The organism is Streptomyces sp. NPDC048751, assembly GCF_043198595.1.
Taxonomy (GTDB): Bacteria; Actinomycetota; Actinomycetes; order Streptomycetales; family Streptomycetaceae; genus Streptomyces.
The window spans coordinates 356,213-373,190 of the sequence record NZ_JBICUX010000005.1; the positions used below are offsets into that span (position 1 = coordinate 356,213).

Sequence of the window (16,978 nt, forward strand, 5' to 3'; positions counted from 1 at the left end):
TTCACCACGTGTGCCGGGGCCTCGCCCGCCTGCCGAACAGCAGGCCGCGCGGTTCCGGCGGCGGGGGAGTGCCCGGGCGCAGTGGCCAGGCGAGCAGCATGCCGGCCAGGAACCCGACGATGTGTGCCGCGTACGCCACGGTGCCGGCGGCGGAGACGCCCTCACCGGAGGAGTACACCGCCTGGAGGACGAACCAGAAGCCCAGCACCAGCCAGGCCGGCAGCCGCAGTGGCAGGAAGATCAGGAACGGCACCAGCACCCACACCCTGGCCTTCGGATACAGCACCAGGTAGGCGCCCAGCACCCCGGCGATCGCCCCGGACGCGCCGATCAGCGGGGCCGTCGAGTCGTCGTTGAAGAGCGCGAAGCCGTACGTCGCCGCGTAGCCGCAGGCGCCGTAGAACAGCGCGAAGCGGATGTGCCCCATGCGGTCCTCGATGTTGTTGCCGAAGATCAGCAGGAACAGCATGTTGCCCAGCAGGTGCGGCCAGCCGCCGTGCAGGAACATCGCCGTCAGGACGCTCAGCGGCGGCGACTTGGCGTAGTCCGGGGCGCCGACCACGCAGCCGGGGCCGTGGGAGCCGACCGCCACCTCGCCCGTGGGCACCGCCCGCGGCATCTGGTGGTGGATCAACTCCTGCGGCACCGCCGCGTAATGGTCCAGGAACGCCTGGAGATGGCACAGCTGGGCCAGGCTGCTGTCGCCCGCCGTGGAACCGGCGAGGCCGGGCATGGTCAGGAAGACCAGCACGTTCGCGGCGATCAGTGTGTACGTCACCCAGGGGGTGCGCCGCACCGGGTTCACGTCATGGACGGGGATGACCACAAGGAACTTGTGCCCGGGATGCGCGGGCCGAATCGGTGAACGCGGCTGTCCGGGCGTGCGTATGAGTCGGCAACCGCCTGCGACGCGGGGAAGGCGTGTCGCGGGGACGACGTGAGGAACAGGCGATGAACGACCGAGTTACTCCTCCGATGCACGCCCTGCCGGACGGTGAGGCAGAGCTCTCGCTGGTGGTGCGGCTGCCCTGGGAGGACGTCGCGCGGCTCGGCCAGGAGGCGGGGCGGCTTGCTTCGCAGATGCAGCGGCCGGTGACGTTGGATGAAGCTGTCAGTCACCGGCTGCGGTCGGCTCGGGCCGCGGCGGCGCATGCGCGGCCCTCCGGGGGGTCGGGGGAGCAGCCTGCTGCTGCGCCGACGGCTGCGAGTAGTCCTTCGGTGACCTCTTTGCCGCGGCTCACCGGGACGGCTTAGACCGGCTGCGGGGTGCGGGTTCGCTGTGGCTTGTCCCGCCCCCGCGGCGGAGCCGCACCATGTCACAGCCCCGCGCCCCTAGGTGTGCTGTCCTACTGCCTTCGCAGCCTTGCGGGCGGCTACCAGTACCGGGTCCCACACCGGGGAGAACGGTGGGGCGTAGCCGAGGTCCAGGGCCGTCATCTGCTCCACCGTCATTCCGGCCGTGAGGGCGACCGCCGCGATGTCGACTCGCTTGCCCGCGCCCTCTCTGCCGACGATCTGGACGCCGAGGAGGCGGCCCGTGCGGCGTTCGGCGAGCATTTTCACGGTCATGGGGGAGGCGTTGGGGTAGTAACCGGCGCGGCTGGTGGACTCGATGGTGACTGACGCGAACTGGAGGCCGACGCGGCGGGCGTCCTTCTCGCGGAGGCCGGTGCGGGCGATCTCGAGGTCGCAGACCTTGCTCACGGCGGTGCCGACGACGCCGGGGAAGGTGGCGTAGCCGCCGCCGACGTTGGTGCCGATGACCTGGCCGTGCTTGTTGGCGTGGGTGCCGAGGGGGATGTGGCGCTCCTGGCCGGAGACCAGGTCGAGGACCTCGACGCAGTCGCCGCCGGCCCATATGTCCTCATGGCCGCGTACCCGCATCGACAGGTCGGTGAGAAGGCCGCCGTGGGTACCGAGGGGCAGGCCCGCGGCCTTGGCGAGCGTGGTCTCGGGGCGGACGCCGATGCCGAGCACGACGACGTCGGCCGGGTATTCGGCGTCCTCGGTGGCCACGGCCCGCACCCGGCCGTCCTCGCCGGTGAGCAGCTTGGTGACCGCCGAGTCGTCGACCATGGTGATGCCCAGACCCTCCATGGCCTCGTGAACCAGGCGGCCCATGTCCGGGTCGAGGGTGGACATCGGCTCGCTGCCCCGGTTGACGACCGTCACCTCGTAGCCGCGGTTGATCAGCGCCTCGGCCATCTCCACGCCGATGTAGCCCGCGCCCACCACGACCGCCCGTCGGCCACGCGCGTGTGTCAGCGTGTCGAGAAGCGCCTGCCCGTCGTCGAGGGTCTGCACCCCGTGCACACCGGCCGCGTCCATACCGGGCAGGTCCGGGCGGATCGGGCGGGCGCCCGTCGCGATGACGAGCTTGTCGTACGACGTCCAGGACTCTGTCCCGGAATCGAGGTCACGCGCGCGTACGCGCCGCCCGGCCACGTCGATCTCCACGACCTCCGTGCGCATGCGCAGGTCGATGTCGCGCGCCCGGTGCTCCTCCGGGGTGCGGGCGATCAGCCGGTCCCGTTCGGGGACGTCACCGCCCACCCAGTACGGGATGCCGCACGCGGAGTACGAGGAGAAGTGACCGCGTTCGAAGGCCACGATCTCCAGCTCGTCGGGGCCCTTCATCCGGCGGGCCTGCGACGCCGCGGACATGCCCGCGGCGTCACCGCCGATCACGACCAGTCGTTCCACCCCGGCGCCCCCACGGTTCACCCGACTCATGCGACTCATGCTCATGCGAACACGCTACGGGGCCGGGGCATTTCAGTCCCGTTCGCCTCCCCGCTCGCCTCCGCCCTCCTCCGCGCGCGTGGGCTGCGGCGCGGGCCGGGCCTGGGGCAGCGGGCCGACGGTGCTCGCCGCGGACGCGGCGGCCGGACGCGGGGAGCGCCGGGGCCGTACCAGGCGCAGCCACACCACGAGGATCATTGCCGCCAGCGCGGCGAACGGCAGGACCGCGCCGAGCGTCATCGCGATCCAGCTCAACATGGTGAGGAACGCGTCCCAGCCGCCGGCCACCGCGTCCACGAACCCGGGGTCGTCGTCCTCGGCGGCCTTCTCCACCGGCTTCTCCGACAGGGAGAGCGTGATGGTGGCCATGCTCGTGCGGTCCTTCAGGGAGGCCTGCTGGGCGAGCAGCGCCTCGAGGTCGGACTGACGACGGCTCAACTCGCCCTCCAGCTCCACGACATCGCTGAGCCGGGTGGCCCGGTCCATCAGCTCGCGCACCCGGGCCACGCTGGCCCGCTGCGAGGTGATGCGGCTCTCCACGTCGACGACCTGGTCGGTGACGTCCTGTGCCTTCGCGGTGCGGTCGAGGAGCTTGCCCGCGCCCTGGAGGTCGGCGAGGACCTCGTCGTACTTCTCGCTGGGCACGCGCAGCACCACGCGCGTGTGCTCGGCGCCCTCCTCGTCGCGGGTGGTGGTCTCGTCACCGATGTAGCCGCCCGCGTCCTCGGTGGTGGTGCGGGCCCGGTCCAGGGCCTTGGGCACGTCCTTGACCTGCACGGTCAGTGAGGCGGTGCGGATGATCCGGTTGGCGGTGAGCTTGGGCGGCGTGGTGGCGCTGCCGGGCTTCGTGCCGTCGGCCCGTCCGTCCGCCGCCTTCTCACCGCCCGCGGCGGCGGCCCCGGCACCCTGCGGAGCGGCGGGCTCGGCGGCGGCCCCCCGGTCGTCGGCGGCGGTGCTGGAGGATCCGGTGTCGTCCGCGCCGCTGCACCCGGTGAGCGCGAGAGCGGTGGCGAGCAGGAGCCCGGCCAGGGCCTGGCCGGGCCGTACGGAACGTCGTGTGCGCATCTGGCGTACCCCCGAGGGTCGTGACGACTGACGCTCCTTCGACGCCGGGACGGCCCGGGACGTTGGGAGGAAACGGTCCCGATGCGGTCACGGTCGGGACTCGTGCGGGACTCGTGCGGAAGTCCGGGGCGCCGAAGGGCTGTCAGTGCGGTCTGAGAGAGTGGGAGGCATGAGCGCAACGGGTGCGGGCACGGGGCATGTCGTCGTCATCGGAGCCGGTGTGGCGGGCCTGGCCGCCGCGCACCGCCTGCTGGGCCACGGCACGCGTGTGACCGTCCTGGAGGCGTCCGACCGGGTCGGCGGCAAGCTTCTGCCCGGCGAGATCGCGGGCGTCCGCGTGGACCTGGGCGCCGAGTCGATGCTGGCCCGCCGCCCCGAGGCCGTCGCCCTCGCGCGTGAGGTGGGCCTCGACGCCGCCCTCCAGCCACCGGCCACGGCCACCGCCTCGATCTGGACCCGCGGCGCCCTGCGGCCCATGCCCAAGGGCCACGTCATGGGTGTCCCCGGCACCGCCGCCGCCCTGGCCGGCGTCCTCTCCGACGAGGGCCTCGCCCGCATCGAACGCGACGCCGACCTGCCCCGCACGGAGGTCGGCGACGACGTGGCGGTGGGGGAGTACGTGGCGGCGCGGCTGGGCCGCGAGGTCGTCGACCGGCTCGTGGAACCCCTGCTCGGCGGTGTCTACGCGGGGGACGCGTACCGCATCTCGATGCGCTCGGCCGTTCCCCAGCTCTACCAGGCCGCCCGCACCCACACCTCCCTCACCCAGGCGGTCCGGGAGATCCAGGCCAAGGCGGCCGCCAACCAGCAGACCGGTCCCGTGTTCATGGGCATCGAGGGAGGCGTGGGCCGGCTGCCGCTCGCGGTGGCGGAGTCGGTCCGCGCGCGCGGCGGCGAGATCCTCACCGGCACCCCGGTGACCGAGCTGCGCCGGGAGCCCTCCGCGGGCTGGCGGATCGTCGCGGGGGACCGCGTCCTGCACGCCGACGCCGTCGTGGTCGCCGTACCCGCCCCGGCCGCCGCGGCACTCCTGCGCGCCGAGGCCCCGGCCGCCGCGGCCGAGCTGTCCGCCGTCGAGTACGCCTCGATGGCCCTGGTCACCCTCGCCTACCGACGCGCCGACGTCCGCCTCCCCGAAGGCAGCGGCTTCCTCGTCCCGCCCGTCGACGGGCACACCATCAAGGCGTCGACCTTCGCCTCCCAGAAGTGGGGCTGGATCGCCGACGAGAACCCGGACGTGCTGGTCCTGCGCACCTCCGTCGGGCGCCACGGCGAGACGGAGATCCTCCAGCGAGACGACGCCGACCTCGTCGCCGTCTCCCGCCACGACCTGCGCGAGGCGACCGGTCTGGACGCGGCACCGCTTCAGACCCGCGTCGTCCGCTGGACCGACGGCCTCCCCCAGTACCCCGTCGGCCACCACGCGCGCGTGGCCCGCGTCCGCGAGCACATCGCCAAGCTCCCCGGCCTGGCCGTGTGCGGCGCGCAGTACGACGGTGTCGGCATCCCGGGATGCATCGCGAGCGCCTACGCGGCCGTGGACCAGATCCACGGTGACCTGGGCGGTGTGGAGGACCTCACCACCAACCCGGTGCAGAGCCTGCACGGCGGAGCGGGAGAATGAGAACCATGAGCGACGACGCCCCCACCACCGAGCCCGGCAGGATCCCGAACAAGGGCAAGCTGGCCAAGGACCTCAACGAGGTCATCCGCTACACGCTGTGGTCCGTCTTCAAGCTGAAGGACGCCCTGCCCGAGGACCGCGCCGGTTACGCCGACGAGGTCCAGGAGCTGTTCGACCAGCTCGCCGCCAAGGACGTGACGATCCGCGGCACCTACGACGTGTCCGGTCTGCGCGCCGACGCCGACCTCATGATCTGGTGGCACGCCGAGACCAGCGACCAGCTCCAGGAGGCGTACAACCTCTTCCGCCGCACCAAGCTGGGCCGCGCGCTCACGCCCGTCTGGTCCAACATGGCGCTGCACCGCCCCGCCGAGTTCAACCGCTCGCACATCCCGGCGTTCCTCGCCGACGAGACGCCCCGCGACTACGTCAGCGTCTACCCCTTCGTGCGCTCCTACGACTGGTACCTCCTCCCCGACGAGGACCGCCGCCGCATGCTCGCCGACCACGGCAAGATGGCCCGCGGCTACCCCGACGTGCGCGCCAACACCGTCGCCTCCTTCTCCCTCGGCGACTACGAGTGGATCCTCGCCTTCGAGGCCGACGAGCTCTACCGCATCGTCGACCTCATGCGCCACCTCCGCGCCTCCGAGGCCCGCATGCACGTCCGCGAGGAGGTCCCGTTCTACACGGGCCGCAGGAAGTCGGTTGCCGACCTGGTAGCGGGCCTGGCGTAAAGCACCCTAGGGGCGCGGGGAACTGCGGGACCAGCCACGGCCGGTCCCGCAGTTCCATGACCGCTCGCCCGATGGTCACCCGGCTCTTGGCGCGGAGCGCCCCGCGCACGCGGCGTGCCGAGCCGGAAGCCGCCCCTCCAACAGATACGCCTCGACGTGCCCGTTGACGCACGCGTTCGGCCCACCCGCCACCCCGTGCGTCCCCGCATCCCGCTCCGTGACCAGCACCGCCCCCGACAGCCGCCGCTGCAACTCCACCGCCCCCGCGTACGGCGTCGCCGCGTCCCGCTCCGCTGCCAGAATCAGCGTGGGCGGCACCTCACCCGGCCCGGTCCGCACGTCGAGCGGCTTCTGCCGGGGCGCCGGCCAGTACGCGCACGGCAGGTTGGCCCACACGTTGTCCCACGTCTCGAACGGCGCCACCCGCGCGAGCCGTGTGTTGTCGCGGTCCCAGACGGTGAAGTCCGTCGGCCAGGGCGCGTCATTGCACTCCACTGCCGTGTAGACCGCTTTGGCGTTCTCCGCCTCGGCCGCCGCCTCGGTGACCGGTCCGGCCTGCTCGATCAACGGCTTCGGGTCGCCCTTCAGATACGCCGACAGGGCCTGCGCGCGCTGCGGCCAGTAGACGTCGTAGTACCCGGCCTGGAGGAACGCGCCCTGCAACTGCCGGGGCCCGACCTTCCCGCCCGCCGGTTTCCCGGCGAGCCGCGTCCGCGCCCGCTCGTAGCTGAGCCGCACCTCCTCGGGGGTGTCGCCCAGCCCGTACACGGCGTCGTGCCGCGCGACCCACTCCCGGAAGTCCGCCCAGCGGCCCTCGAACGCGGCCGACTGGTCGAGGTTGTTGCCGTACCAGACCCGCGCGGGGTCCGGGTTCACCGCCGAGTCGAACACCATCCGCCGCACATGTGAGGGGAACAACGCCGCGTACAGCGCCCCGAAGTAGGTGCCGTACGACGCCCCCATGAACGTCAGCCGGTCCTCCCCGAGTGCGGCGCGCAGCACGTCGAGGTCACGGGCGTTGTTGAGGGAGTTGTAGTGCGGCAGGGCGCCGCCCGTCCGCTCCGCGCAGCCGCGCGCGTACGCCTTCGCCTGCTCGACGCGCTCCCGCTTGTACGCCTCCGAGGGGAATGTGGGCGCCGGTGCGGGGCCGTTGAAGAAGTGCTGGGGGTCCTGGCAGGACAGGGGCGCGGAGTGGCCCACTCCGCGCGGGGCGTAGCCGACCAGGTCGTACGCGGCCGCGAGGCGCTTCCACTGCGGCAGCAGGCCGACCAGCGGGAAGTGCAGGCCGGACGCGCCGGGCCCGCCCGGGTTGTACACGAGGGCGCCCTGCCGGGGCACGCGGCGTTTGCTGTTGCGCGGGTCGCGGTGGGTCGCCCGGGCCCGGCTGACCGTGAGTCTGATCTGCGGACCGTCCGGGGCCGCGTAGTCGAGCGGGACGGTCACCGTGCCGCACTCCAGGGTGCCCGGCGCGTCCAGCTCCTCGACGTCCTCGGCGCACTTCCCGAAGTCGATCCCCGCCTTCTCTGCGCGCGCGGCGGCCACCGCGGTGCCGTGCCGCTCGGCCGCCGCGCCGGGGACGCCGGGTGCGCCGCCCGCGGGGGCGGCGGTGAGGGTGGTCAGGAGCAAGGACCCGGCGGCCGAGTAGAGGGCGGCAGCTCTCATCGCGTATCCCTTCGATGCACGGCGGCGACAGAAGGGATGCTTGGTTCGACCGTGGGGGAAGGCAAGCACCGTCCGGGGGTGTCGGTGCCAATGCCCCCTGTGCGCCCCCGGGGCACGCGGTGCGTCAGTCGCGCGGCTCGTGGTACTCGCGGTGCGCGAAGGCCGCCCGGAGGTTCGGCTCACCGATCGCGCGGACCCCTCGTACGGCGACGGAGGTCAGGAACGTACGGTCGTCCCCGCCGCCCCGGGTGCGTCGCGTCAGCGCGCCCAGCAGCCGCTGCCCGGCCGGTGAGGCCCAGCGCGAGTACGGGTGGACCTCGACCCGCGCGATCGCCAGGCAGCTCAGGGTGAGCGCGAGGGGCAGCGCGAACCAGAGGGCGACCAGGTCGCGCGGCATGTCCGAGGGAACGGGCGCCAGCAGGGCGGCCACGCCGAGCGCGAGGACGACCCCCGCCGCGAGCCGCACCTGACGTACCCCCGCCGCGACCGTCGTACGCGCCCCGTCGGGCACGGCGAGGCCCGCGCTGACGAGCCGGTCGGCGATGCCGCGCACCGCGTCGGCGGCGGCCGCGGCGGCCCGCACCGGGGCGATGCGGGACTGCCCCTCCGGTCCGATGGCCCCGATGACGGACCGCTCCATGTCGTCCCGCCCGCGCGGGTCCACGACGGTCGCCCACCCGGTGTGGGCGAGCAGCAGCCTGCGCTGCCGCGCCATGGACACCAGCGTCAGGTCGGCGACCCGGTCCGGGCCGCCGGACAGGAACGCCGCCTCGTACAGCGTCAGATCGTGTGCCCGGGCCGCGTCCTCGTCGACGGCCGCCGCACGTACGGCGGCCAGGCACAGCCGGGTGCACGCCGTTCCGGCGACGCCCCAGGACAACAGCAGAAGAAGGACCCAGAACATGCCGTGTTTCTATGCCAACGGCCCACGCGACGCCATGCCTTGTTCACCATCCGGACGGAGTGTTGTCGGTATGTGACGTTCCGCATGGCGGTCAGCTCAGCGAGGGGCCCGTCGCCGCGGGCGGAAGCGTGTACGTGGGCGGCGCGGACCCGGCCGGTGCCGGCGTGACCGGAACCACCTCGCCGGGGTTCGGGCCGAAGTCGAGACCGGTCGGGGTGGGGGAGTCGGTGGCCGTCGGCGTGCTCGTCGCCGCCAGGTCCCGGGCCAGGGCGTCGAAGTCGACGTACCCGGTGGCCTCGAGGACCTTGATGTGGTCCAGCACGGTCGTGTTGGCGTCGTCGGCCAGGTCGCGCACCAGCGAGTTCTGCGTGCCGGCCCGGACCTGGGCGACGAGGGAGAACACCCGGCCGTGGGCCAGCCGCAGGATGTTGGCGAACCTGCGGTCGTAGTCCGCGCCCTGCGCCGTGTCGAGCTCCCGCAGCCAGCCCTGCTGCTGCTCATTGGGCTCGTTGGGCAGGGTGATGCCGAGCCGGGAGGCGACGTTGCGCACCCGCTCGTCCAGGAAGGTGTGCCCCTCGACGAGGTGCGCTCCCGCGGTGCGTACGGCCTCGGTCGTGCCCTTCTGCTGCGCCTGCTGACCGGCCGGCAGCTCCCACAGGCCCGCCAGCCGGACCTTGGTGATGAAGTCCTGGTCCAACGCGGACAGCGGCCCGTACTGCGTCGCCACGGTCTCCGCGTTCAGTACGCCGACATCGGTGCCCGGGCGGTCGCTGTACGACCACAGGGGGAACGCCAACGCGGCGACGGTCGCCGCCATCCCGGCGATGATGAGTCCGGTGCCACTGAATATGCCTCGGCCTTTGACGGGGGGTCGGGGTCGCATGGTGCCTCCTGCTCGCGGCACGGCACGCTAGTGCGCTTCGGGTGCGGGGTTGGCATATTACTGCGGGGTTCACGCCAACTTCCGTACCAGGGCGAAGCGTTGCTTCGAGGGGCATTCGCGGCGAACGGGGGAGCGGGTGTGGGTGGCAAACGGGGGTCAATGCGGCCGAACCGGATGCTGTTCCTGCCTGAAATGGCCGTCGTGTTAACCCGAGCACACCGCACGGTGAACGGACGACGCGTGGACGCGCCCGTTCACCTCCGCAGCAGCACCCGCCGGGTGGCCCGGGCGAACCGGGCCGCAGGCCGCGGCGAGTGCGGCGCCGGCCCCGACCGCTCCAGCCACCACTCCCGCAGCTCCCGCAGCGCCCTTCCCTCCGGCAGCCGCCCGTCGCGCAGCGTCCGCTCGGCGAAGTCCAGGGCGTCCTGCCGGTAGCCGCCGGTCATCGCGTGCCGGTGGGCGTACGCCAGGAAAGTCGGCCGATACCGGTCCCCCAGGATCTCCGGCAACTCCGGCGCCACCTTCGCCACCACATCCGCCCGCTTCCCCGCCAGCGCCCGCGCCTGCACCCCCAGCCGCACCCGATCGAACCCCTCCGGCACGGGCGTCCCGGCGACGAGAGCCGACAGCAGCGCGGCCTGCGCGAGAGCCAGCCGCTGGCGGGCGGGATCGGTGGCACGCGGCGAATCTGCCGGGTCCGGGCGGTCGGTGTGCTCCCCGTCTTCCGCGCCCGAGTGGTCGTCGGGCCGTTGTGGTGTCCGGGCGGGCTCACCCTCCGACGCGGGCACGGGCACGGCCACGGTCACCGTCTCCGTCGCTCCGGCCTGCTCCGCCTCGGTCCGGCCTCTGGTCACCGCCTCCCGTACGGCTGCCAGCTCCCGCTCCAGTTCCGGCGGCTCGGGGAAGTTCTCGTCGCGTTCCAGGAGGACGCCCGGTGGGGAGACGCGGGAGGCGAGGTCGGTGAGGATGTCGAGGACGGGCCGGGGGACGGGGTGGGCGTGGCTGTCGTGCCAGACGCCGTCGCGTTCGAAGCCGCCGGCGACGTGGACGTAGGCGATGGCCTCCAGGGGAAGCTCGGCGAGCGCCTTGGCGGGGTCCTCCGCGCGGTTGACGTGGTTGGTGTGGAGGTTCGCGACGTCGATCAGCAGCCGCACCCCCGTGCGGTCCGCCAGCTCGTACAGGAACTGCCCCTCGGTCATCTCCTCGCCCGGCCAGGAGATCAGCGCCGCGATGTTCTCGACGGCGAGCGGCACCGGCAGCGCGTCCTGCGCGATCCGGACGTTCTCGCACAGCACGTCGAGGGCGTCCCGGGTGCGCGGCACGGGCAGCAGGTGGCCGGCCTCGAGGCGCGGGGACGCGGTCAGCGGGCCGCCCGCCCGTACGAACGCGATGTGCTCGGTGACCAGCGGCGAACCCAGCGCCTCCACCCGCTCCGCGAGCGCGGTCAGCCGGCCCGTCTCGGGCCGCTCCGCACCGCCGAGGCCGAGCGCGACACCGTGCGGAACCACGGTCACCCCGCGCTCGCGCAGCCGCAGCAGCGAGTCGGGGAGGTGGCCCGGGCACACGTTCTCCGCCACGACCTCGACCCAGTCGATGCCCGGCATCCGCTCCACGGCGTCCGCGATCTCCGGCCGCCAGCCGATTCCCGTCCCCAGTCGCATCATGGTCCCCTCCCTCTGTGACGGGGGTATGGCCCCGCCGACCGGGACCGAACCGCCGGCCCGGAACCTTCAGAGCAACATTTGAGGTTCGGCCGACGGCTTCAGCAGCTGCCCGCAGATACGCACGGCAGGCCCCCGGTGTTCAAAGGGAACACAAATGTCGGGCGGCGGTGTCAGATCTTGCGGGCGACCCCGCCGAAGCTGTCCACGTCCCGACGCCCGCCCGCGGCGCCCGGCTCGGCACGCCACTCCGCGACCGGGACGAGCCCAGGCTCCAACAGCTCGAAACCGTCGAAGAACCTGGCCAGTTGCTCGGGGGTGCGGTTGACGCGCGGGTTGTCGCTCGCCTCGTTCCAGCGCTCCACCATCGCCCGCATCTCCGCCGGGTGGAACACCTCCGTGCTGTCGCAGAACACCAGGTAACTCCCCGCGGGCAGGGCGTCCTTGAGGTGCCCGACGGCCGCGTACGCGATCTCGTCGGGCACGTGGGCGGCGATGCCCAGCAGCATGAGCGCGACGGGCCGGCCGAAGTCCAGGGTGTCCCCGGCGGCGCGCAGGATCGCCTCCGGTTCACGCAGGTCGGCGTCGATGTAGGCGGTGGCGCCCTCGGACGTGCTGGTGAGCAGGGTGTGGGCGTGCTGCAGCACCACCGGGTCGTGGTCCACGTACACGATCCGCGCCTCCGGGGCGATGCCCTGCGCGACCTCGTGCGTGTTGTCGAGCGTGGGCAGGCCGGTGCCGACGTCGAGGAACTGCCGGATCCCGGCCTCCGTCGCCATGTGCGTGACCGCGCGCTTGAGGAACGCCCGCTGGGCGCGCGCGATGTCGACGATCTCCGGGTTCAACTCGCGTATCTGGTCGCCGACCTGACGGTCGATCTCGTAACAGTCCTTCCCGCCCAGCCAGTAGTTCCAGATGCGCGCCGAGTGCGGCACATGGCTGTTGATCAGTGGTCGGTCCAGTGACATGACGACTCCCGAGAAGCGGAACGGCCCTGCGTGGTCAGTGCGTTGCCGCTCTCACCGTAGCCCCATGATCTTCGAGCCCGCCCCGCGACCCCCGCAGCTGAGACGCACCAGACACGGTGGGGCCAGGCGGGTGGTGGCGGTACGGCGCGCCGAAAGCCTGAATCGTGTGCGGCCGGGGACACGGTATGCCGGGACCCGCGACCGGCGGATGCCCCCGGCGGGCACGCTCGCCGCCGGCCTGACACGCGGGAGAGACGCAGACCATGGGGACGGCCGTACACGTTCCGCAGACGCGGGACATGATCGGGGAAGAGCTCTCCGGCGACGAAGCCCTCACCGCGCTGCGGCGCTACGGGGGAGTGCGGCTGCTGGTCGACGCGTTCTCGCGGTTCCGCTACGCGGACGGCTTCACCAACGCGCGCGCCCTCGGCTTCCAGATCGTGCTCGGCATGGTGCCGTTCACCATCGCCCTCGTCGGCGTCGCCACCGCCGCGCACACCGAGAGCGTCGGGCGGATCATCGAGCTGACCCTGGGCAGGATCGTGCCGGGCGCCAGCTCGGACGTGGTCGAGGAGGCGCTGCGCGGCACGCGGCGCACCGCCCACTCCGACGTCTGGAGCACCGTCGCGCTGTGGCTCGGTCTCGCCTTCTCGGTCCTCAACCTGGCCTCGGCCATGGGCCAGGTGGAACGGGGCGCCAACCGGATCTACGGCATCGAACGGGACAGGCCCTTCCCGCTGAAGTACGGCCGTGCCCTGCTTCTCGCGTTCGCCGCGGGGGTTCCCATGGTCCTGGGGTTCCTCGTCCTGGTCGCGGGCGAGGCCGTCGGCCGCTCGACCGCCGAGGCCTTCGGCTGGGCCGACGCCCCGGCGTGGTGGGGTGCCCTGCGGATCCCGGTGGGCGCGGCCCTCGCCTGGGTCGCCTCCGCCGTCATCTTCCGCTGGTCGCCGCGCCGGGACCAACCCGGTTACACCTGGCTCGCGTTCGGCTCCGCCGTCCACCTGGTGCTGTGGGTCGGCACCACCTGGCTGCTGACGCTCTACGTCGCCAAGAGCGGATCCTTCGGAGCCGTGTACGGGCCGCTCACCGCCTTCGTCGCCCTCCTGCTGTGGGCCAACCTCACGGGCGTGGCGCTCTTCCTCGGCATCGCCTTCGCCGCGCAACTGGAGGCGGCCCGGGCCGGCCTGACCTCCGCGGTCGAGCCGGACCCCGGGCCGGGTCCCTGAAGAGGCCGTGCAACTGCCCTACCGCAGCGCCGGATGGTCCGCGGCCACCGTGCAACTGCCCGGCGCGATCTCGGTGAAGCCCGCGTCCCGCACCACCGGCAGTCCACTGCCGGTGAGTTCACCCCACCGCCCCGGATCGGCCGTCCGCACCGCGAGCGGGAACCCGGCGTCCCGCCAGGCCGCCCGCTCCGTCTCCGACAGCTCCCACCACGCCAGTTGGGCCCCGTGCCCGGCCTGCGCCATCGCCTTCCCGGCCGACATCTCGAGGTCCGGGCTCATCCACAGCACCGGTGCGCTCGGGTCCGCGTCGACGGGAGGCTCCGGGTCGTCGAGGTCGGTGCCGGACACCTGGAGCCGCGCGAGGTCCTTCGGCCAGCCGTCCAGCGGAACGGGCGGGAACACCCGCACCTCCGCCGACTTCCCGGTCACCGTGATCCCGGGCAGCGCCTCGGCCCGCCGCCACTCGGCCCCCCGAGCCCGCCGCACGACCTTCCTGATCCGAGCGTCCTGCCAGTCCCGCATGGCCCGCGCCCACTCACCGTCACCGAGCGACCGCTCGTCACTGAGCATGACGAGTACGGCACGGGCCGCGGTCTCGAGCGCGTCGGTTCGGGCGGGCGGCGCGTCCCGCTCCATACGGACGACGAGCGGCAACACGAACTGCGGCGCCTCGTCGCGGACACCGGCTTCGGACTGGAAGGGACTCTCACTCACGGGCGCAGGGTACTTGACCGGCCCGACGCGCAGCCGCGCCAGGAGATGATGACCTCATGCATCGCGATCTCCGCCTGGACAACGTGGGCCGCCGATACGCCCTCCGCGGCCCCTGGGTGTTACGCGGCATCGACCTGACCGTCAGCCCGGGCACCCTCACCCGCGTGGAAGGCGCGAACGGGACCGGCAAATCCACCCTCCTCCGCCTGCTCGCCCGCATCGACGCCCCCACCGAGGGCCGTGTCACCGGCCGCCCGAGGACCGCGTACGTCCCCGAGCGCTTCCCCTCCGCCCTCCCCTTCACCCCCCTCGGCTACCTCACCCACCTGGGCGCGGTCCACGGCCTCGCCCGTACCACCGCCGAACGCGTCGCGGGCGACTGGCTGGAGCGGTTCGGCGCGACCGCGTACGCCCGCACCCCCATGTCCCAGCTCTCGAAGGGCAGCAGCCAGAAGGTCGCGGTGGCCCAGGCCCTGTTCGCCGAACCGGAGCTGCTGGTCCTCGACGAGGCCTGGACCGGGCTGGACGACGACGCGCGCGCCGAGTTCGAACGGGCGGTCGCCGAGCGCACCGCCGCCGGGGGCGCCGTCGTGTTCGTCGACCACGATCCACGTCGCCTCGCGGGCGCCCCCGACGCGACGTACACCGTGCGCGAGGGCACCCTCGTCCGTCGTACGGAAGCGGAACAGCACACCGCGCCGACGGGTCCCCAGGTGCGGGTCGAGGCGCGGGCGCCGGCCGGTGGACCGCCGCCCGCCGAGGCCGTCCGTTGGATCACCGCCGCCGAGGAGCCGGCCCCAGGCACCCACCGCCTCACCGTCCCCGCGTCCCACTCGGACGTCGTGCTCCGCGCTCTGCTGACCGCCCGCCCACCGTGGCACGTGGTGAGCGTCGGCCCGGCACCCGCCACCGCCCCCGAGGGGAGCGACCGATGACCGCCCTCCTGCGCTACCAGGCCGCCCTGCTGGTCCGCTCGCAGCGCTGGCTGCCGCCGTTCATCCTGTACGCGGCGTTCCTGGGCATCGGTGTGCAGAGTGGGCAGCCGGTGCTGGACTCGCTGGGCTACACGGCCGCCGCCCTCCTGCCCGTCGCGGCCTGGCTGGTGCGGATCTGCGTCACGGGTGAGCCGCCCGCCGCCCGCGCCCTGGTCGCCGCGGCGGCCGGACCGGCGCGGGCGCACCTGGCGAGCCTGCTGACGGCGGCCGGCGCGTCGGCGGCGCTGGGCGTGGCCGCGACGCTCGTGGTGACGTGGATCAGCGATCCGGTCAGCGCCGACCACCAGCGGCGCGTCCCGCCCCTCGAAGCCGGCGGTGCCGGTCTGCTGGCCGCCCTGACCTGCGCGCTGCTCGGCACGGCCGTCGGCGCGCTCACCGCGTGGCCGGTGCTGCGCTCGCCCGGCAGGGCGGTCCCGACGCTGCTGCTCGCGGCCCTGCTGACGCTGGTGGTGACCGGGTCCCCGGCGCAGGCGGCGGTGAGCGGCCTGGTCACCGGCTCGCGCTCCGGCACGGTCCCGCTGCCCCTGCTGCCTACGGCCGCGGCCGCCGTCCTCGCGATGGCGGCCTGCGCCGCGGCCTGCGCGCTCACCTCCCGCAGGTCAGCCTGAACAGGCCGTGCGCTGCGCCTCCAGCCACTCGCACGCGGGGCACATCGTGATCCCCTTGTACGACTCCGGGTACTCCGTCGGCTCCCGGCACAGCACACACTCCGCGTACGGCGGCCCGTCGGCCTTCGGCGGCCTGCTGGCGTCGATCAGACAGTAGGAGTTGTCGCTGTCGTCGGTCATGCCTCCAGCGTACGAGCCTCAGCGCCGCCCGCCCGCGGTCCTGATCAGCTCGGACACCTTCACGAACCGGAAGCCCCGTGCGCGCAGCTCGGGCACGATCGTGCGGACGGCCCGCTCGGTCGTCGGGGCGGCGCTGCGGGTGCAGTGCAGCACGACGACGGACCCCGGCCGCACCCCGTCCAGCACCTGGCGGGCCACGGCGTCCGCGTCCGTGGCGAAGGCGTCGCCGCCGACCACGTCCCACTGCACCGCGGTCACACCGGTACCGGTCAGCGCGCGCCGCGCCCGCTGGTCGTAACACCCGCCCGGGAAGCGGAAGTACGGCATCGCGCTCGGTACGCCCGCCGCGCGGAGGGCGGTGTACGCCCGCTCCACGTCCGTCCGCATCTTGTCCTCGGAGAGGGTGGGCAGGCCGTAGCAGTCGCCGGTGAAGGCGTAGTGGCTGTAGGAGTGGTTGGCGACCTCGAAGAGCGGGTCCCGGCCGATGGAGCGGGCCTGGACGGGGTACTGCTCCGCCCACCGGCCCGTCATGAACACGGTGGACGGCACCCTCAGTTCCCGGAGCGCGGCGATCAGTCCCGGGTTGTCGAAAGGCTCGCCCGCCGCCGCCCTGGGCCCCTGGTCGGCGGTCATGTCGGCGTCGAAGGTGAGGGCGACGGCCTTGTCCGTGGTGCGGGGCGCGTTGCTGAAGACGGGGATCAGACCGGCGGGCCCAGGGGCGAGGGTCGGAGGCCGGGTGACAGGGGTGACGGGGGAGGCGGGGGAGGCGGTGGGGGCGGTGGCCGTAGGCGCGGGCCGCGGGGTGCGGGGCGCCTTGGGGGCGCCGACCGTGCCGCAGGAGGTGAGAACGGCGGCGCCGAGCGCGCAGAGGACGGTGACACGTCGCACAAGAGGGATCACCGTACGAAAGTATGGCGATGTTTCTAATATGCCCGGCACCGTGGCCGCCAGGTCACCCGCTCGGAGTCACCCGCGAGCGGCCCCTGACAGCTCCCTCGAGCGGCAAATA

The 16,978-nt window shown here is 73.2% G+C and carries 17 protein-coding genes; 6 read left to right on the forward strand and 11 right to left on the reverse strand.

Going from position 1 to position 16,978, the window contains the following annotated elements; translation table 11 throughout:
* Position 1: 1 nt before the first annotated feature.
* A complete protein-coding gene (locus tag ACGFNV_RS18845) occupies positions 2 to 826 on the reverse strand; it encodes a rhomboid family intramembrane serine protease (RefSeq protein WP_393623791.1) in 825 nt (274 codons plus the stop codon).
* A gap of 125 nt (positions 827 to 951) precedes the next feature.
* Here ACGFNV_RS18845 and ACGFNV_RS18850 point away from each other — a divergent pair, with 125 nt between their 5' ends.
* The gene (locus tag ACGFNV_RS18850) at positions 952 to 1,254 is read left to right on the forward strand and encodes a hypothetical protein (RefSeq protein ID WP_393623793.1); all 303 of its coding nucleotides are present in this window, start codon (positions 952 to 954) and stop codon (positions 1,252 to 1,254) included.
* Between the two features lie 78 nt (positions 1,255 to 1,332).
* Here the strand turns inward: ACGFNV_RS18850 and ACGFNV_RS18855 are convergent, their stop codons facing one another.
* Together ACGFNV_RS18855 and ACGFNV_RS18860 are read right to left on the reverse strand one after the other, a co-directional pair.
* The gene (locus ACGFNV_RS18855; RefSeq protein WP_393623795.1) at positions 1,333 to 2,733 is read right to left on the reverse strand and encodes an FAD-dependent oxidoreductase; all 1,401 of its coding nucleotides are present in this window, start codon (positions 2,731 to 2,733) and stop codon (positions 1,333 to 1,335) included.
* Positions 2,734 to 2,775: 42 nt separating this feature from the next.
* Positions 2,776 to 3,807: a DUF4349 domain-containing protein gene (locus ACGFNV_RS18860; protein ID WP_393623797.1), complete on the reverse strand. Its 1,032-nt coding sequence runs from the start codon at positions 3,805 to 3,807 to the stop codon at positions 2,776 to 2,778.
* 169 nt (positions 3,808 to 3,976) lie between these two features.
* Between ACGFNV_RS18860 and hemG the strand changes: the two genes are divergently transcribed.
* Both hemG and hemQ read left to right on the forward strand, forming a co-directional pair.
* A complete protein-coding gene (gene hemG / locus ACGFNV_RS18865; protein WP_393623799.1) occupies positions 3,977 to 5,431 on the forward strand; it encodes a protoporphyrinogen oxidase in 1,455 nt (484 codons plus the stop codon).
* 5 nt (positions 5,432 to 5,436) lie between these two features.
* The gene (gene hemQ, locus ACGFNV_RS18870) at positions 5,437 to 6,168 is read left to right on the forward strand and encodes a hydrogen peroxide-dependent heme synthase (RefSeq protein WP_393623801.1); all 732 of its coding nucleotides are present in this window, start codon (positions 5,437 to 5,439) and stop codon (positions 6,166 to 6,168) included.
* A 75-nt stretch (positions 6,169 to 6,243) separates the two neighbouring features.
* Here the strand turns inward: hemQ and ACGFNV_RS18875 are convergent, their stop codons facing one another.
* From ACGFNV_RS18875 to ACGFNV_RS18895, 5 genes are all read right to left on the reverse strand, one after another.
* On the reverse strand, positions 6,244 to 7,830 hold the full coding sequence (locus tag ACGFNV_RS18875) for an alpha/beta hydrolase (protein WP_393623803.1): 1,587 nt from the start codon (positions 7,828 to 7,830) through the stop codon (positions 6,244 to 6,246).
* A 124-nt stretch (positions 7,831 to 7,954) separates the two neighbouring features.
* Positions 7,955 to 8,734 carry a TIGR04222 domain-containing membrane protein gene (locus ACGFNV_RS18880; RefSeq protein ID WP_393623805.1) on the reverse strand — a complete coding sequence of 260 codons (780 nt, stop codon included), beginning with the start codon at positions 8,732 to 8,734 and terminating at the stop codon, positions 7,955 to 7,957.
* Between the two features lie 91 nt (positions 8,735 to 8,825).
* Positions 8,826 to 9,617 carry a DUF4142 domain-containing protein gene (locus ACGFNV_RS18885; RefSeq protein ID WP_393623806.1) on the reverse strand — a complete coding sequence of 264 codons (792 nt, stop codon included), beginning with the start codon at positions 9,615 to 9,617 and terminating at the stop codon, positions 8,826 to 8,828.
* Positions 9,618 to 9,871: 254 nt separating this feature from the next.
* Complete coding sequence (locus ACGFNV_RS18890; protein ID WP_393623808.1) at positions 9,872 to 11,281, reverse strand: DUF692 domain-containing protein; 1,410 nt, start codon at positions 11,279 to 11,281, stop codon at positions 9,872 to 9,874.
* A gap of 170 nt (positions 11,282 to 11,451) precedes the next feature.
* A complete protein-coding gene (locus tag ACGFNV_RS18895) occupies positions 11,452 to 12,246 on the reverse strand; it encodes an SAM-dependent methyltransferase (protein WP_393623809.1) in 795 nt (264 codons plus the stop codon).
* A gap of 263 nt (positions 12,247 to 12,509) precedes the next feature.
* Between ACGFNV_RS18895 and ACGFNV_RS18900 the strand changes: the two genes are divergently transcribed.
* Positions 12,510 to 13,472: a YihY/virulence factor BrkB family protein gene (locus ACGFNV_RS18900; RefSeq protein ID WP_393623811.1), complete on the forward strand. Its 963-nt coding sequence runs from the start codon at positions 12,510 to 12,512 to the stop codon at positions 13,470 to 13,472.
* An 18-nt stretch (positions 13,473 to 13,490) separates the two neighbouring features.
* Here ACGFNV_RS18900 and ACGFNV_RS18905 read toward each other — a convergent pair whose 3' ends face one another.
* Positions 13,491 to 14,186 carry an aminoacyl-tRNA hydrolase gene (locus ACGFNV_RS18905; RefSeq protein WP_393623813.1) on the reverse strand — a complete coding sequence of 232 codons (696 nt, stop codon included), beginning with the start codon at positions 14,184 to 14,186 and terminating at the stop codon, positions 13,491 to 13,493.
* A 56-nt stretch (positions 14,187 to 14,242) separates the two neighbouring features.
* Here ACGFNV_RS18905 and ACGFNV_RS18910 point away from each other — a divergent pair, with 56 nt between their 5' ends.
* Positions 14,243 to 15,121 carry an ATP-binding cassette domain-containing protein gene (locus tag ACGFNV_RS18910; protein ID WP_393623814.1) on the forward strand — a complete coding sequence of 293 codons (879 nt, stop codon included), beginning with the start codon at positions 14,243 to 14,245 and terminating at the stop codon, positions 15,119 to 15,121.
* Positions 15,118 to 15,789 (forward strand): ABC transporter, encoded by a 672-nt coding sequence (locus ACGFNV_RS18915; RefSeq protein WP_393623815.1) that lies wholly within the window; start codon positions 15,118 to 15,120, stop codon positions 15,787 to 15,789. Before ACGFNV_RS18910 ends, ACGFNV_RS18915 begins: the two co-directional genes overlap by 4 nt.
* Here ACGFNV_RS18915 and ACGFNV_RS18920 read toward each other — a convergent pair.
* Together ACGFNV_RS18920 and ACGFNV_RS18925 are read right to left on the reverse strand one after the other, a co-directional pair.
* Entirely contained in the window at positions 15,781 to 15,969 is a 189-nt protein-coding gene (locus ACGFNV_RS18920) for a hypothetical protein (protein WP_393623817.1), read from the reverse strand. The two genes, ACGFNV_RS18915 and ACGFNV_RS18920, sit on opposite strands and share 9 nt — an antisense overlap.
* An 18-nt stretch (positions 15,970 to 15,987) precedes the next feature.
* Positions 15,988 to 16,869, reverse strand: a complete 882-nt coding sequence (locus ACGFNV_RS18925; protein WP_393623818.1) for a polysaccharide deacetylase family protein — start codon at positions 16,867 to 16,869, stop codon at positions 15,988 to 15,990.
* Between the last annotated feature and the right edge of the window lie 109 nt (positions 16,870 to 16,978).

Bases quoted from the DNA above. Each gene is read 5' to 3' on its own strand.
- ACGFNV_RS18885 (WP_393623806.1), bottom strand. From the start codon at position 9,617: ATGCGACCCCGACCCCCCGTCAAAGGCCGAGGCATATTCAGTGGCACC.
- hemG (WP_393623799.1), top strand. From the start codon at position 3,977: ATGAGCGCAACGGGTGCGGGCACGGGGCATGTCGTCGTCATCGGAGCC.
- ACGFNV_RS18910 (WP_393623814.1), top strand. From the start codon at position 14,243: ATGCATCGCGATCTCCGCCTGGACAACGTGGGCCGCCGATACGCCCTC.
- ACGFNV_RS18900 (WP_393623811.1), top strand. From the start codon at position 12,510: ATGGGGACGGCCGTACACGTTCCGCAGACGCGGGACATGATCGGGGAA.
- ACGFNV_RS18895 (WP_393623809.1), bottom strand. From the start codon at position 12,246: ATGTCACTGGACCGACCACTGATCAACAGCCATGTGCCGCACTCGGCG.
- ACGFNV_RS18875 (WP_393623803.1), bottom strand. From the start codon at position 7,830: ATGAGAGCTGCCGCCCTCTACTCGGCCGCCGGGTCCTTGCTCCTGACC.
- ACGFNV_RS18850 (WP_393623793.1), top strand. From the start codon at position 952: ATGAACGACCGAGTTACTCCTCCGATGCACGCCCTGCCGGACGGTGAG.
- ACGFNV_RS18890 (WP_393623808.1), bottom strand. From the start codon at position 11,281: ATGATGCGACTGGGGACGGGAATCGGCTGGCGGCCGGAGATCGCGGAC.
- hemQ (WP_393623801.1), top strand. From the start codon at position 5,437: ATGAGCGACGACGCCCCCACCACCGAGCCCGGCAGGATCCCGAACAAG.
- ACGFNV_RS18920 (WP_393623817.1), bottom strand. From the start codon at position 15,969: ATGACCGACGACAGCGACAACTCCTACTGTCTGATCGACGCCAGCAGG.
- ACGFNV_RS18855 (WP_393623795.1), bottom strand. From the start codon at position 2,733: ATGAGTCGGGTGAACCGTGGGGGCGCCGGGGTGGAACGACTGGTCGTG.
- ACGFNV_RS18860 (WP_393623797.1), bottom strand. From the start codon at position 3,807: ATGCGCACACGACGTTCCGTACGGCCCGGCCAGGCCCTGGCCGGGCTC.
- ACGFNV_RS18915 (WP_393623815.1), top strand. From the start codon at position 15,118: ATGACCGCCCTCCTGCGCTACCAGGCCGCCCTGCTGGTCCGCTCGCAG.
- ACGFNV_RS18880 (WP_393623805.1), bottom strand. From the start codon at position 8,734: ATGTTCTGGGTCCTTCTTCTGCTGTTGTCCTGGGGCGTCGCCGGAACG.